Raw genomic sequence first — 14,058 nt, 5'->3', positions numbered from 1 at the left:
GGGACACACGTGACTACCCCGATGGGAGGTGACGCAAAGATGGAATTCGTGGCCCAGCTCGTGAATGCGATGTGGTCGTTTGTTTTGGCCGACACCAAGATCTGGAACTAAGGTAGTCGCGCGGACGGGGGCGCTTATTTTCCGATGAAGACTCGAGTCATCGCGTACGTATGGACGGTCGTGGCAATGGCAATTGCCGCCATTGCTGTATTGTATTTGCAAACACCAGAAGTCGAATTTGACTATCTGAAGGGCTCGGCGTTGCTCACGCTAATCGGCTTTGTCGCAGCGAGTCTCGCGTATCGCGTTCAGCGAAGCTCGCTGGGTGAAACATCGTTCCTCCCGCATCTGTCCGCTCTTGTGTTGTATCCATCATGGGCAGTCGTGGCGCTCGTAGGAATCGCGTGTGCAGCAGCCGAAGCCCGTCGTCGCAAGTTCGGTATTAAGATGGTGTTTAATGTTGCGCAGTTAGTGCTTGCGGCCGCGGTCGCGTGCCTGACCTACTTAATCCTCGGTGGTAAGCCACTGGCTGGCGCAGATGCCTCATTTCACGCGCTACCCCACAGTACGGCGGTGATCGCCTTCGGGCTCGTGAATTCTTTCGCTGTCGCGGCGGCAATCGGCTTAGCCGAAGGGAAAAACATCATCAAGACGTGGTACGAAGGAAACGCGGCCGGTTTGGTCTACGACATCGTACTGATTCCCTTCGTATACGGATTTGCGCGCGCGTATCACGACTGGAGCGTTTGGGGAGCAGCTCCGCTACTGACACTCGTCTTCGGACTTAAGTACACGTATCAGTCAAAGCATCAACTCGAAACAACAAACAAAGAGCTTCTCGAGTTATTTGTTCACACTGTTGAGTTCCGGGATCCGTACACCTCCGGGCATTCGCAGAGAGTGAGTCGGTACTCCCGCATAATTGCCAAGGCCGTCGGACTTTCGAGTAAGGAGATCGCCCGTATTGAGATTGCCGGAATGCTCCATGACGTTGGCAAGATCCACGAAATCTTCGGGCCGATTCTCTCGAAGTCAGGGAGACTGACGCCGGAGGAGCGAGCGATAATGGAACTTCATCCGATCAAGAGCGCTGAGCTGGTGGCAAAGCTGTCCGAGTTCACGGATATCATTCCCGCAGTGAGACATCACCACGAAAATTGGGATGGTACCGGTTACCCTGATCGGCTAGCTGGTCGTGACATTCCGCTCGGATCTCGGATAATAATGTTCGCTGACACGATCGACGCGATGACCACTGACCGCCCCTATCGCAAGGCAATGACTGAAGTGGATGTTCGTGCCGAGTTACTGAAGTATAAGGGAGCGCAGTTTGATCCTTACATTTGTGACGCACTGTTGGCGAGTCCTGAGTATCATCATATTTTCGTCCCGGCTGACAGCTCGCGTAGCTCACTCTCCTTTACTCAGATTCTCGATCGTGCGAGGAGGCCGAAGACTCCAGCGGTCGCCTAACGGAAACGTGCATCTAAACAGGCGCCTTTAGTGTGGAGTAATGTTTGCTAAGGTACTGAGGAAGTGGAGTTCGATCTCTCCTAAGTTCGTTAACATATAACGCTAAAATGCTATCAGCCTCGACCTTCGCACCTAGCGCTAGCAGCGACTCGTAAACTTGAAATGCTCGAAAATCTTGACCAATTTGACGCTTTTCTTGCCGAAATGACTTAAGGAGCTGCCGCGTAAGAACGCTCATGAGTGTAAGGTCGCCCTCCATCCGGGCTAATCCGAGACGCAGGGTTGCCACGTATGAGTTGCCCACTGCGTGGCCGCCTGTACTTGACTTGAGCGCTGACACGCCGGAGCGGGCGGTCTCAACGTCGCCGGTGAGGATTGCGAGACGCGCTCGTTGTGCCTGATATGCGTAGTCAAGGAATGGGTCGTCTGACTCCCCCACCAACGCGCCGCCAAACTCAAGCCAATACGTAGCTTGGACGATATCGTCATCTAGCTCGAATGCCAGCGATGACCGAAATGTCGCCACTATCGCTGCTCTCGTAAACATCCGAAGTCGGCGCGCGTCGATTGCGATAGCTTCAAATCTCGCCTTCGCTTCAACCACTGATCCAGTAACACGAAGTGCCCACGCAGCGTCTGAGAGAATCTTTATGCGGTTGTTTTGATCGCTAAGGCCATCAGCATAGTGCGCGAGTTTGTGTGCCGATAGCGCAGCGCGATCCATATCGTCAAAAATCGTGTGGTAATAGAGTTCAACAAGATCGCGCTGGAAGTCTTCAGCTTTGTGCAGAAGCAGTAGTTTAGTTGCAGTATCGTATGCACGCTTAGCGTGCCACGTGACTGAAGAATTCCCAGCCGAGCGTATGGTAAAGGTCGCCGCCTTCAGTCTGACGTCTGTCGGCACAATCGGCGATTCAGCGATTAGTAGTGCACGCGCAGCCAAGTTCTCGTAGTCGTTCGCGTCGGAGGAGTGGTCTGCAGCTTCAAGCATTCGAAGAACCTCCTCCGGGTGCGATGTGTCCCAGATCGGATCAGCATTCGCGATGTGCTCAAGATAGTTTGGGCTGTGCACTAGTCTCGAATAAAATCCGCCCAGGTAAAGCGCATCCTGAAGCAAAGCGTGGAGCTGATGGCGCGCTTCATGCTCCTGCAGGTGGACGATGTTGGCGTCGTATAAATCGATCGCTCGGTGCGCCTCTCCATTTCGCAAGAACAGGTGGAAAGCATCGAGCGTAAACTTCGCTAATCCATCAATATCGCCAGATAACGCGATGTTCTCGCCCACGACCAGCTCAATTGGTGCCGAGAGTTGCTCGAGCTTTCCGGCGAGTACTTCTCCAATGCGCCGGCGAAGGGCGAGCGTAGATGTAGTCGAAAGTTTCAGTAGGGCACTTTTCGACAATAGATGATGAACTTCGATTGAAGTTCTCGTCTCTCGCATCGCGTTTGCACGAGCGAGCTCTTCGATCGCATCGATTAGTCGAAAAGTCTCTAACTCAAGGACCTCCCTGATCAGTTGCGCTGACGCCAGTTTGTCGAGGAGTGCGATTGTTTGTAGTACCCTGAGAGCATCGTTTGATAACTGGTTCAAACGCTGATCAAGCACGCTAAGGAGCGTGGGTGGAACGCCACCTGCCTCCCCCGTCTCAACCCAGTGGCTGACTAGCGCGCTCAGATAGAGCGGGCCACCATCGCAAGCGACAGCAAACCAGTCTGCTAGTTGGATCGACAATCCCGCAGAGAAATCCGATGCGAGCGCGTGCGCAAGTTGTACGCATTCGTCTCGCTCAAGCGATGGTACCTGGATCAGTGCGATACGAGAGGGAAGATAGCTCGAACTTGTCGTTTTCGGATTCACAGTTCGAGAAGTCAGTACGCAGAAAACGCGCGCGTTTTCGAGACGCTCAGTTAGGTCAACCAGCAGTTCCCACGAACCCTCGTCAAGCCACTGAACGTCATCGACTATGAGTAATGTTGGTCGCTCATATGATATAGCGAAGAGCAGGTCAATAAAGCCTGCACGAAGCGCACTGCTCGTTGGAAGCGGCTGTCGATTTCGCATGTTCAGTAGCTGGTCCTGGCCGCCGTCGGATCCGAACTCGAGAGGGGCCTCGGATGAATCGCCTTGCCGAACCATCTTCAAAGTGCGGAGGGATTCTGGAGCACATCCTAGTGCCCCCTTCTCCTGAAGCATCTCTGGAATTAAGTCGAGCGTAACTCCAAGGTTTCGCGATCGCTCGGTTTCTCTGCACGAGGTATGCAGAATTCGCACTCCTTCGATCACTGCAACCTTACTGAGCTCGCGAGTGAGCCTCGTCTTTCCTATTCCGGAAGGACCGTGCAGCATCACCGCGCTCCCGTCGTGCCACCGCGCTCGCCGCATCGCCATCGTCAGATTCGCCAGCTCACTCGTCCGACCCACGAAGTGGCGCTCCGTCGGCACGAACGACGGTCGTTTCTTCGAGGGCGGCTCGGTAAACCGCTTCCGCAGTAGCGTCGCCGGCAGGCGGATGTCGCCGGCCGACGGACCGATCTCGGCCAGGTACCGATCGATGATCGCCACTGCCTCGGCCTTCGACCCCGCCAACATCGTGCACTCGGCCATCGTCAGGGTGGCCTCCTCGTTCAGCGGATCGAACTGCAGCAGCCAGCGCGCCAACGCTTCCGCGCCCGACCAGTCGGCACGCTCGCGGCGCGTCCGCAACAGCTCCACCAGTACGCGTCGCACCGCCGCGTGCACGGTCGCGCGGTGGGCGTCGATCCACTCCTGATACTCGGGCCACGGGGCTACGAAGCCCGGGAGGAACACCCCGAACGGTTCGTTGCCGCGCACCACATCGCGATCGAAGAGCGCGGTCGTCTGCGACAGCGAGAAAGTCAGGACGACCTGTCGTGGATCGAGACACACGCTGTCGCCCAGCAGCGACACGTTGATGCCCATCGAACGGGCCTTGTACAATGTCTGCCGCAGATTCCCGCGCTGCCGTCCGAGCGGCTGACCGGGCCAGAGCATCGACAGCAGTCCGTCGCGCGCATGGCGAAACTCCGGGCTGTACGCGACGCGCACCAGCAACGCAAACAACGTCCCCGTGCTTGGTACAATACGCTCGTCGCCAAGCACGAGACGCCCCGCGCCCAATGTCTGGAACACCAACGGCAGTCCGCCGATCTCGGCGCCGTGCACGAGCTCCGGCAACGTGATTTTCTCACGGGCAGCGGATTGGGGTCGCTTGCGAGCCATTGGCACTCCCGTCAACAAGAGAACAGGCTGGGTGATCGTCGTCGCCACCCGGGACGACTTGACACTGCACTCGCCCCGTCAGCAAAGCGTCAGCGGAGGTAAATGTGGCTCCGTTCAGGCGCTCTCAACAGCGAATCATAACTTCCCAAGCGAAAAATGCACGACGGGCGGTAGCTCCGAGAAGCAACCGCCCGCGTGGCGTCATTCGTATTGTCCCCTTTGGGTGTGACGATCAGGGGAATTCAATCAACGATTCCGTCGCGATACCGTCCGCTTCGGCCTGGAAGTTCACCACTAAGCGGTGCCGAAGCACAGCCTTCGCGACGCTCCGCACGTCGTCGAGATCCGGCATCGCCCGGCCGTCCATGGCCGCCCGCGCTTTCGCGCCGAGTACGAGGTACTGCGACGCACGCGGACCGGCGCCCCAGCTCACGTACTTCTTCACCTTCGCGCTCGCGTTCGGATCGTCCGGACGTGTGCTACGCGCGAGCTTCACGGCGTACTGCACCAGACTCGGCGGCGCCGGCAACCGGCGCACGAGACGCTGCAGGCGCAGCAGCTCTTCGCCGCCGACCACCGCACGGACCTCACCCTGTGACGCGCCCGTCGTCGACATCACGATCTGCTCTTCTTCTTCACGCGACGGATAGCCGACCGTGAGCTCGAACATGAAGCGGTCGAGCTGCGCTTCCGGCAACGGATACGTGCCTTCCTGTTCAATCGGATTCTGTGTCGCGAGCACGAAGAACGGTTTCGGCAACTCGTAGGTGCGTCCCGCGACGGTCACCGTGCGCTCCTGCATCGCCTGCAGCAACGCGGCCTGTGTCTTCGGGGGCGCTCGATTGATTTCGTCGGCGAGCACCATGTTGGCGAACACCGGACCTTCGGCAAAACGAAACGCCCGCTTCCCAGTGCCGGGCTCTTCTTCCATCAGTTCCGTGCCGGTGATGTCACTCGGCATCAGGTCGGGCGTGAACTGCACGCGCGAGAAGGTGAGGTCGAGCGCCTGCGCCACGGTCTGCACGAGCAGCGTTTTCGCAAGTCCCGGCACACCGACCAGGACCACATGTCCACCAGCGAGCAGCGCGGTCACGAGATCATCGACCACCTGCGTTTGGCCGACGATACGCTTTCCAATTTGCGTGGCGAGCTCACGTCGCGCCTCAGCGAGACGGTCGAGCAGGGCGAGGTCGTTCTCGACTGGCGGTGTAGTCACGAGATCGGAGTGAGAAGCGAAATAAACGAGCCTGAAAACAGATACGGACGCCCGCGGGCGTCCGTTGCAGTACCAGAGAATGTAACGCGCGGATAGGCGCGCGCGCGCGAGGCGAGTGGCGGTGTGGATGTGATCAGCGAAGCGCGAATTCGACGCGCTGCTGCACCGGATAGTTCTCGCTGCGCAATGACGCCACAAGAGTGTAATGGCCCGGAGACGGCGGTGACCATCGCTCGTCATAGATCACCGAGGCATGCGCGTCGAGCAGACGGTTCTGCATGGCCTGCGTGAAGAGACGCCCCGTGCTCCAACGCCACACCTCGCGGCCCGCGTCGTCGAGCACGACAAAATCGTGCGTCCGGCCATCGGGGAAGTTCAATTCTACACGCTTGCGAGAGTCGTTCGCGACCGCGATCGCGAACCGAACCACGCCCTGAGCCGTATCCACCATGACGTGAGACGTGACGCCCTGCTCGACGCCGACCTTCGGGCGCGCGTTGGCCACCGGACTCGGCGTTCGCGGACCACACGCAAACATGAGCACGGCAGCAGCCAGCAGCGGAACGATGATGCGGGAAAGCATCAGAGAGTGGGTCGGATGGTCGGGTCGTCGTGATCGATGCCCATCATAAGCACCGACATATACTTGGACGACGCACGGTCACATATTGATACTTTGCCACAGTATCAACGACAGCTGTGGCTGTCAAGCATCAGTTGCAAGCTAAGTGACGATGCTGCTTCACATTTCCCAATTGTGACTCGCTTGCGTTCTCGTGTCGGCTTTTGTTCGGGTTCGGTCATTTTGATAGCTTGCGAAAAATTTCACAAGCGTCTAGCTTCCGCCCCGAATGGATGTGGAACCGCGGAATCCAACACCCGGCTCGGCGCCGCCCGGAGAGCCCTCTCCGTGGGCGCTCGCCGGACTCGGCATGCAGTTCTTCGCGTCCATCTTGTTGTTCGTGTACGCCGGTAATTGGCTCGACCGCCGGTTCGACTCATCGCCCCTCTGCTTGTTGGTGGGGCTGTTCGTAGGCGGGGGAGGAACTTTCTACGCGAGCTACCGGCGTCTTATGAAGCCGGTCACTTCGCGGTCCACCCACGACACCGATTCGTTGCCGAAGCCATGACGACCGATCGTGTTGCGCCCAATCGCTTGTTCCGCGGTTTGCTCGGCTTCACCGCCGCGCAAGTCACGTTGGTGGTGATAGCTGCGTTCATCATGCAGCGGTTCGTGTGGACCGATCCGGCGTCGGCCAGTGCGGTGCGCGCCAGTGCGTGGCTCGCCGTGATCGTGCAGACCTTCACCTTTGCCATCGCGATGCTGGTCGCGCGAACGCAGGTCATGGCCGGCTGGGGTCTGGGAGTGCTGTTGCGCTTTGCTACAGTGGCGTTCTGGGCCTTCCTGGGAGCCGAAGCGTTGGGGTTGCCGTCCACTCCCGCGCTGGTGTCGCTGGTCGTTTTCTACTTCGTCTCGACGCTCATCGAGCCGATCTTTCTGAACGCTCACTAAGGCCTTCATCGGATGCAGTCGATGCTCCGCTCGTTATCCTGTGCCGTGCTCCTTGCGCTCGCGCCCGTCGCGCTGAATGCCCAGGAGTCGACCGAGCACGCTCCGGCCGCGCCGGCCGCGGGTCCGGTGGACTTCATCACGCCACACATCACCGACGGCTCGCACCTCGAAATCCCGTGGCTGAACAGCCACCTCGCGAAGGAAGTCGAGCTTCCCAGGTGGGCGCCGGTGCACATCGGCAGCCTCGAAGTCGATCTCTCGCCCACCAAGCATGTGGTGTTCATGCTGGCGGCGGCGGTGTTGGTCGCCGTCGTCCTGATCAGCGCCGCGTCGACCTCCCGCAGGCAGCATGAGACGGACGGTCGGACCAAGGGCTTCGCCGGCGCGATGGAAGCGATGGCGCTGTATCTGCGCAACGAAGTTGTGCTGCCGAACGTCGGGCACCACGGCGAAGCGTTCGTGCCGTTCGCTCTCACGCTGTTCTTCTTCATCCTCACGTGCAATCTGTTCGGAATGATCCCGTACGGCTCCACGGCCACCGGCAACATTGCCGTGACCGCGACGCTGGCGATCATCACGGCCGTTGTCGTTGAAGTCGCGGGTATTCGCGCCAACGGTCTCGGCTACCTGAGCACGATCTTTTATTGGAACAAGGACCTGCCGATCGTCATGCGCGTCTTGATGTTCTTCGTCATGACGCCGGTCGAAATGGTGGGCAAAATCTCGAAGCCCTTCGCCCTCACGATCCGTCTGTTCGCGAACATGACCGCGGGGCACATCCTGCTGCTCGCGATCCTCGGACTCATTTTCTCGTTCCAGTCGTGGGCCTTGGCCGGTGTGCCGGTCCTCATGGCGACGGCGATCAGTATGCTCGAACTGTTCGTGAGTTTCCTGCAGGCCTTCATTTTTACGCTGCTCGCCTGCGTGTTCATCGGACAGATCCGCGAAGCACACCATTAGGAATTGTTGTCACTCTCAGGGCCGGTCCTCCCACTGCCCACGAGAGACGTAACCGATCGAGCGATCGGTGATTCCCGTTGGGCTTCGGCCCGCTGACGGGGGCGCGGTACCTGGTACCGCCGCCGGGAGTGCATTTCTCAACGACTATTTTCGGAGTGTTACGATGGAAATCATGGGTCTCCTTCAGGCCGTTGTGCCGGTTGTTCAGGATCCGAAGGGCCTCGCCATGATCGGCGCCGGCATCGCTGCCGGTGGTGCCGCGATCGGCGCCGGCCTGGGCATCGGCCGCATCGGTGGTTCGGCAGTCGAAGGCATGGCGCGTCAGCCGGAAGCCGCGGGTCGCATTCAGACCGCCGCGCTCATTTTGGCCGCGCTCATCGAAGGTGCCGCGCTGTTCGGCGTCGTGATCGGCTACCTGATTCAGGGCAAGATCACGTTCTGACGTGTTCGCGCGCGGGGCGTCCATCGGGGCGCCCCGCCGCACTCTCTTCTTCTCGTGGACCCCTCCATGTTCGCTCGTTCCGCTCGCCGTATCGGCGCGCTTGCTGCTCTGCTCGCCGTCACCGCCTCTCCGGCTTTTGCTCTCGAAGCCGCCGAGGGTGCCCCGACGAGTCTGCTCGATCCCAATGTCGGCGTGATGTTCTGGACGCTGATCATCTTCGGGCTCCTGTTCGCGGTCCTCGCGAAGTTCGCCTTCAAGCCCATCTTCGCGGCCGTCGAGGCGCGTGAAAAGGCCCTCGAAGACGCGATCGAAGGCGCCAAGCGCGACCGAGCCGCCGCCGAGGCGATTCTCGCGCAGCAGAAGGCGCATCTCGAAACCGCTCGTACGGAAGCGCAGCAGATCATCGCTGACAGCCGCGCCACAGCCGAGAAGATGCGTACCGATCTGCTCGCGCTCACGAAGACGCAGCAGGAGGAGATGATCGAGCAGGCTCGACGTGCCATCGAGGGCGAAAAGGCTGCCGCCATCGCCGCGCTGCGTACGGAAGCGATCGACCTCGCCATCGCCGGCGCCTCGCGCGTGATCGAGCAGAACCTCGATTCCACCGGCAACCGCAAGATTGTCGAGAGCTTCCTGGCTTCGCTCGACGGCGCCAAGGGTACGCGCTGATGCCGGCCGGCGTGCAGGGCGAATCGGTCGCCCGTAATTACGCCGAGGCGCTGCTGTCACTCGCGCACAAGGCCGAGGACACGACGGGATGGGGTACGATGTTGCGGCAGGTCGCGAACGCGATCGAAACCGACGTCACGCTCTATCACTTCCTCGAGTCGCCGCGTATTGCGGCCGACCAGAAGTCGGCGGTACTGACCAAGGCGCTCGTCGATCGTGTGCCGCGCCTGTTCCTGCGCTTCCTGCAGCAACTGGTGAAGAACCGTCGTCAGATGCTGATCCCGACCGTCGCGAAGGAGTACGACACGTTGCTCGACGCCTCGGCCGGTATTGTGCATGCGCGCGTGACCGTGGCACGTGAAACGGGCGAGGACGAACGTGACGAGATCGGCAAGCGGTTGTCGGCCATCGTCGGCAAAACCGTGGTGCCGCACCTCGCGGTCGACCCCAGCATTCTCGGCGGCATCGTGGTGCGCATCGGCGACACCGTGATGGACGGCTCGCTGCGCCGCAAACTCGGCCTGCTGCGCCGTCGTATGGGCACCTCGCGCGCATGATTCGTTTACGATTCAGGAGCGTTGCATGAGCGGTCGCGTCGAAGTCCGGCATGTCCCAAAACCGTGGGGACACGAGACGATCTGGGCACACACCGATCGATATGTGGGCAAGATCCTGCACATCACCGCCGGACAGGCCCTGTCTGTGCAGTACCACGAGCGGAAAGACGAAACCGTCTATCTGCTGCGGGGCGAAATGACGTACTGGGTGCAGCTGCCGGGTGAAACCGAGCTGCACGACCAGCGGCTGACCACCGGCCAGTCGTTCCGGATCACGCCGGGCACGATCCACTACATGGAAGCCATTACCGATTGCGATGTGCTGGAAGCCAGCACGCCGGAGCTCGATGACGTGGTCCGGATCAAGGACCGGTACGGCCGAGAGGGCACCAGCGCTCCCTGACGCGCTCGGCGGTGGCCGCTGGCCGCTCGTCGGCCGTGGAGGAATCCTGAGCAGTTCGTACGGCGCCGCCCCTCCCCGAGGACGGCGCCGTTCTGCATCTTGCGTCGATCTGCAGCAGCGCCCGGCTCACCCCCGCCACTCGGGACTGAAATCGACATGAAGGTCATTATCCCTCTCGCCGGGAAAGGCACACGCCTTCGGCCGCACACGCACGTCACGCCGAAGCCGATGTTGAAGGTCGCCGGCCGCCCGGTCATGAGCTACGTGATGGATGACGTGCTCAAACTCGGCAATGTGGAGCAGGTCGTCTACATCACCGGCCACTTGAGGGACAAAGTCGAAGCCTACGCCCGCACGACGTACGACATCCCGAGCGTGTTCATCGAGCAGGCGGTGCAAGACGGCACGGCGGGCGCGGTGGCACTGGCCAAGCCGTTCGTCGATCAGCCGGTGCTGATCATCTTTGTCGATACGATCTTCGATGCCGACCTGACCATTCTCAAGGACAGCGACGACGACGGCATCATCTGGACCAAGGAAGTCGAAGACTATCAGCGCTTCGGCGTGGTGGTGACCGACGAGCACGGCCACATGACGAAGATCGTGGAGAAGCCGAAGGAGCCGATTTCAAAGCGCGCGAACATCGGACTGTACTACATCAAGAACTGGAAGCTGTTGTACGAAGGCATCGAACACGTGCTCACGACCGCGCCGAACAAGGGCGAGTGGTATCTCACGGATGCCTTCCAGTATATGATCGACCACGGCGCCAAGATCAAAGTCGTCGATGTGGCCGGTTGGTACGACGCCGGTCAGCTGGAGACGCTGCTCGACACCAATCGCACGATGCTCGAGAAGGGACGCGCTCGTCGCCCGGAGACACTGGGGGAGGGCGCCACGATCGTCGAGCCGGTGTACATCGAAGACGGCTGCACGATCGAGCACGCGACGGTGGGGCCGAACGTGTCCCTTGGCGCGGGCAGCACGGTGCGGCATTCGTCGGTAACCAACGCCGTGATCGGGGAGCAAACACTGGTGGAGCACGCGCGGCTGCACGACACATTTCTCGGTGACCGCGTGGTCGTGAAAGGGGTAAAAGGTAGTATGAACCTGGGCGATGATTCCGACGTCCGGATGGACACGTGAACGACGAATCGAACGGAACCACCGGCGGCGTTTCGCGCAGAGATTTGTTGACTGGCGCGGCGGCCGCTTTGGCCGCGGCGGCCGTGACAGGAACGCCGGCGCGCTTGCTGGGGAGCACCGATGCCTGGCGTGTCGATCTCACGCCGCCCCCGCTGGCCGGGAACGGCAGCATGCTCGGTGTCCCGTTCGAGAAGCACGCCACGGTCCGCATTGCCATCGTGGGTACCGGATTGCGCGGCAGCTCCGTCCTGGGCGAACTGCTGGCCATCGAAGGCGTGGAGATCACGGCGCTCGCCGACGTCGTACCGGAGAAAGCGCAGCGCGCGGCCGATCGCGTCGTGAAGGCGGGACGCAAGGCTCCCGCGCTATACACGAATGGCGAGCGGGATTTTGAACGTCTGGTGCAGCGCGACGATATCGACTTCGTATACACCGCGACGCCGTGGCCATGGCATACGCCCGTCGTGCTGGCGGCCATGCGGGCCGGGAAGCACGCCGGCAGCGAAGTGCCCATCGCCCTGTCAGTGGATCAGTGCTGGGAGCTGGTAGACACGTCGGAGACGATGAAACGGCATTGCCTGCTCATGGAGAACTGCTGTTACGGCAACAGCGAGCTCACGGTATTGCGCATGGTGCGTGAGGGCGTGTTCGGCACGTTGTTGCATGCGGAGGCGGCATATCTGCATGACCTCCGTGAGATCCTGTTCGAGAACAAGGACGAAGGACTCTGGCGTCGCCTTCCGCACACCGAACGCGACACCAACTTCTATCCCACGCACGGCCTCGGTCCCGTCGCGCAGTACCTCGGCATTCATCGCGGTGACAAGTTCGAATACGTCGTGTCGATGTCGTCGCCGGAAGCGGGACTTACCGAATGGCGCGAGCGGTCGGAACCCAAGGACAGTCCGAAGTGGAAGGAGCGTTACAAGGCCGGCGACATGAACACGTCGCTCATTAAAACAGCCAAGGGACGCACGATCTTGCTGCAGCACGATGTCGTGAATCCACGCCCGTACTCGCGGTTGAACAACCTGCAGGGCTCGAAGGCGATCTTCAACGATTACCCCGCCCGTCTCTACATCGACGGTGCGGCCGGTGGTGAGCGGTGGACGCCGCTGGCCGAGTTCAAGAGCAAGTACGAGCATCCGTTGTGGACCGCTGTGGGTGACATGGCGCGCAAGAATGGCGGCCACGGCGGCATGGACTTCATCATGGCGTACCGGCTCGTGCAGTGCATGCGCGAAGGCCTCGCCCCCGATTTTGACGTGTACGATGCCGCGGCGTGGAGCGTGCCGTACGCGCTGTGCGAGCAGTCGATCAAGAAGGGCAGTGCGCCGGTCAAGTTCCCTGACTTCACCCGTGGTGCGTGGAAGACATCCACCGCGCCGCAGGGTCCCGGCACGACATGATCCGTGCGGCCGTCATCATGGCCGGAGGCCTCGGTACCCGCATGCGTCGTACGGACGACACCGCAGCGCTCGAGGCCTCGCAGGTGGCGGCGGTCGAATCCGGTATGAAGGGGATGATTCCGATCAAGCGCCCCTTTCTGGAGTACGTCATCTCGGCGCTCGCTGATGCGGGGATCACCGATGTGCTTCTGGTGATCGGTCCCGGTCATGATGGTGTGCGGCAGTATTTCACGGAGGAGGCGCCGCCTCGTCGTGTGCGCCTGCGCTTTGCGGTGCAACCGGCTCCGATCGGCACGGCCAATGCGGTCACGGTGGCGGCCGATGCGTTCGGTGATGCGATCGGTCACGAGCCGTTTCTGGTGTTGAACGCCGACAATTACTACCCGATCCGTGCGTTCCGCGAGCTGGCTGCCGAAGATAGCGCCGGCGTCGTGGCGTTCGATCGCGATGCACTCATGCGTGAGGGTAATGTCGACGCCGAGCGCGTGGGCGCGTTTGCCGTGCTCGATGTCAGCACCAACGGTACGCTCCGTGGGATCATCGAAAAGCCGGGAGCGACCTTCGACCTCGCAGGTGAAACGGTAACCTGGGTCGGCATGAACCTGTGGGCGGTGACACCGGCGGTCGTCGACGCGTGCCGTCGCGTGCCGCTCTCGTCGCGCGGGGAGTACGAGTTGCCGGAGGCCGTGAGTCTCGCGCTGCATGAAGGTGTACTCGTTCGTGCGGTTCGCATGAGCGCGCCTGTGCTCGATCTCTCGCGCCGGTCGGATATCGCCGGTGTCGTGGAGCGGCTCTCGTTTGTCGAACCGCTTCCGTGACGATGGACGCGTTTCCGCCGCTCAGCGAACCGTTCGTGCGCCATCGCTTCGACCGTGCGGGATTTTCACCGCTGGTGGCGAACGCCTACCGCTCACTTTTGCGCGACGCGCATCAGGCGCTGGACGACGCGGACGTGCCACCGGACAATCGTCGTGTCTGGATCGTGCCGGGGCGCCTCGAAGTGCTCGGCAAGCATGTGGACTATGCCGG

At 60.9% G+C, this 14,058-nt stretch carries 15 protein-coding genes; 12 read left to right on the top strand and 3 right to left on the bottom strand.

Annotated features, from left to right (window positions below; translation table 11 throughout):
- Nucleotides 1–144: 144 nt before the first annotated feature.
- Nucleotides 145–1,473: an HD-GYP domain-containing protein gene (locus ACESNG_RS02465; protein ID WP_373065155.1), complete on the top strand. Its 1,329-nt coding sequence runs from the start codon at nt 145–147 to the stop codon at nt 1,471–1,473.
- 13 nt (nt 1,474–1,486) lie between these two features.
- Here the strand turns inward: ACESNG_RS02465 and ACESNG_RS02460 are convergent, their stop codons facing one another.
- From ACESNG_RS02460 to ACESNG_RS02450, 3 genes are all read right to left on the bottom strand, one after another.
- The gene (locus tag ACESNG_RS02460) at nt 1,487–4,762 is read right to left on the bottom strand and encodes an AAA family ATPase (protein WP_373067656.1); all 3,276 of its coding nucleotides are present in this window, start codon (nt 4,760–4,762) and stop codon (nt 1,487–1,489) included.
- 184 nt (nt 4,763–4,946) lie between these two features.
- Complete coding sequence (locus tag ACESNG_RS02455; protein WP_373061546.1) at nt 4,947–5,930, bottom strand: AAA family ATPase; 984 nt, start codon at nt 5,928–5,930, stop codon at nt 4,947–4,949.
- A gap of 133 nt (nt 5,931–6,063) precedes the next feature.
- Complete coding sequence (locus ACESNG_RS02450) at nt 6,064–6,513, bottom strand: BsuPI-related putative proteinase inhibitor (protein WP_373061548.1); 450 nt, start codon at nt 6,511–6,513, stop codon at nt 6,064–6,066.
- A 268-nt stretch (nt 6,514–6,781) separates the two neighbouring features.
- Here ACESNG_RS02450 and ACESNG_RS02445 point away from each other — a divergent pair, with 268 nt between their 5' ends.
- The 11 genes from ACESNG_RS02445 to ACESNG_RS02395 form a co-directional block, all read left to right on the top strand.
- Entirely contained in the window at nt 6,782–7,060 is a 279-nt protein-coding gene (locus ACESNG_RS02445; RefSeq protein WP_373067654.1) for an AtpZ/AtpI family protein, read from the top strand.
- Nucleotides 7,057–7,443: a hypothetical protein gene (locus ACESNG_RS02440; protein ID WP_373061550.1), complete on the top strand. Its 387-nt coding sequence runs from the start codon at nt 7,057–7,059 to the stop codon at nt 7,441–7,443. The genes ACESNG_RS02445 and ACESNG_RS02440 overlap by 4 nt, the downstream gene beginning before the upstream one ends.
- 21 nt (nt 7,444–7,464) lie before the next feature.
- Nucleotides 7,465–8,403, top strand: coding sequence for a F0F1 ATP synthase subunit A (gene atpB / locus ACESNG_RS02435; RefSeq protein ID WP_373067651.1), 939 nt, complete (start codon nt 7,465–7,467; stop codon nt 8,401–8,403).
- Between the two features lie 172 nt (nt 8,404–8,575).
- A complete protein-coding gene (gene atpE, locus ACESNG_RS02430; protein ID WP_373061606.1) occupies nt 8,576–8,845 on the top strand; it encodes an ATP synthase F0 subunit C in 270 nt (89 codons plus the stop codon).
- 66 nt (nt 8,846–8,911) lie between these two features.
- Nucleotides 8,912–9,514 carry a F0F1 ATP synthase subunit B gene (atpF, locus tag ACESNG_RS02425; protein ID WP_373067649.1) on the top strand — a complete coding sequence of 201 codons (603 nt, stop codon included), beginning with the start codon at nt 8,912–8,914 and terminating at the stop codon, nt 9,512–9,514.
- Entirely contained in the window at nt 9,514–10,071 is a 558-nt protein-coding gene (locus tag ACESNG_RS02420; protein ID WP_373061556.1) for a F0F1 ATP synthase subunit delta, read from the top strand. The genes atpF and ACESNG_RS02420 overlap by 1 nt, the downstream gene beginning before the upstream one ends.
- A gap of 25 nt (nt 10,072–10,096) precedes the next feature.
- On the top strand, nt 10,097–10,474 hold the full coding sequence (locus ACESNG_RS02415) for a cupin domain-containing protein (RefSeq protein WP_373061558.1): 378 nt from the start codon (nt 10,097–10,099) through the stop codon (nt 10,472–10,474).
- A 156-nt stretch (nt 10,475–10,630) separates the two neighbouring features.
- Nucleotides 10,631–11,620 (top strand): sugar phosphate nucleotidyltransferase, encoded by a 990-nt coding sequence (locus ACESNG_RS02410; protein ID WP_373061560.1) that lies wholly within the window; start codon nt 10,631–10,633, stop codon nt 11,618–11,620.
- Entirely contained in the window at nt 11,617–13,029 is a 1,413-nt protein-coding gene (locus ACESNG_RS02405; protein WP_373061562.1) for a Gfo/Idh/MocA family protein, read from the top strand. Before ACESNG_RS02410 ends, ACESNG_RS02405 begins: the two co-directional genes overlap by 4 nt.
- Nucleotides 13,026–13,847 carry a nucleotidyltransferase family protein gene (locus ACESNG_RS02400; RefSeq protein ID WP_373067647.1) on the top strand — a complete coding sequence of 274 codons (822 nt, stop codon included), beginning with the start codon at nt 13,026–13,028 and terminating at the stop codon, nt 13,845–13,847. Before ACESNG_RS02405 ends, ACESNG_RS02400 begins: the two co-directional genes overlap by 4 nt.
- A gap of 2 nt (nt 13,848–13,849) precedes the next feature.
- Nucleotides 13,850–14,058 (top strand): hypothetical protein (locus ACESNG_RS02395; protein WP_373067644.1); only part of this gene is annotated, 209 nt, incomplete at its 3' end.

The sequence above is a fragment of the Gemmatimonas sp. genome, from assembly GCF_041689975.1.
GTDB lineage: Bacteria > Gemmatimonadota > Gemmatimonadetes > Gemmatimonadales > Gemmatimonadaceae > Gemmatimonas.
This window is presented reverse-complemented; position numbering and strand designations above follow the sequence as displayed.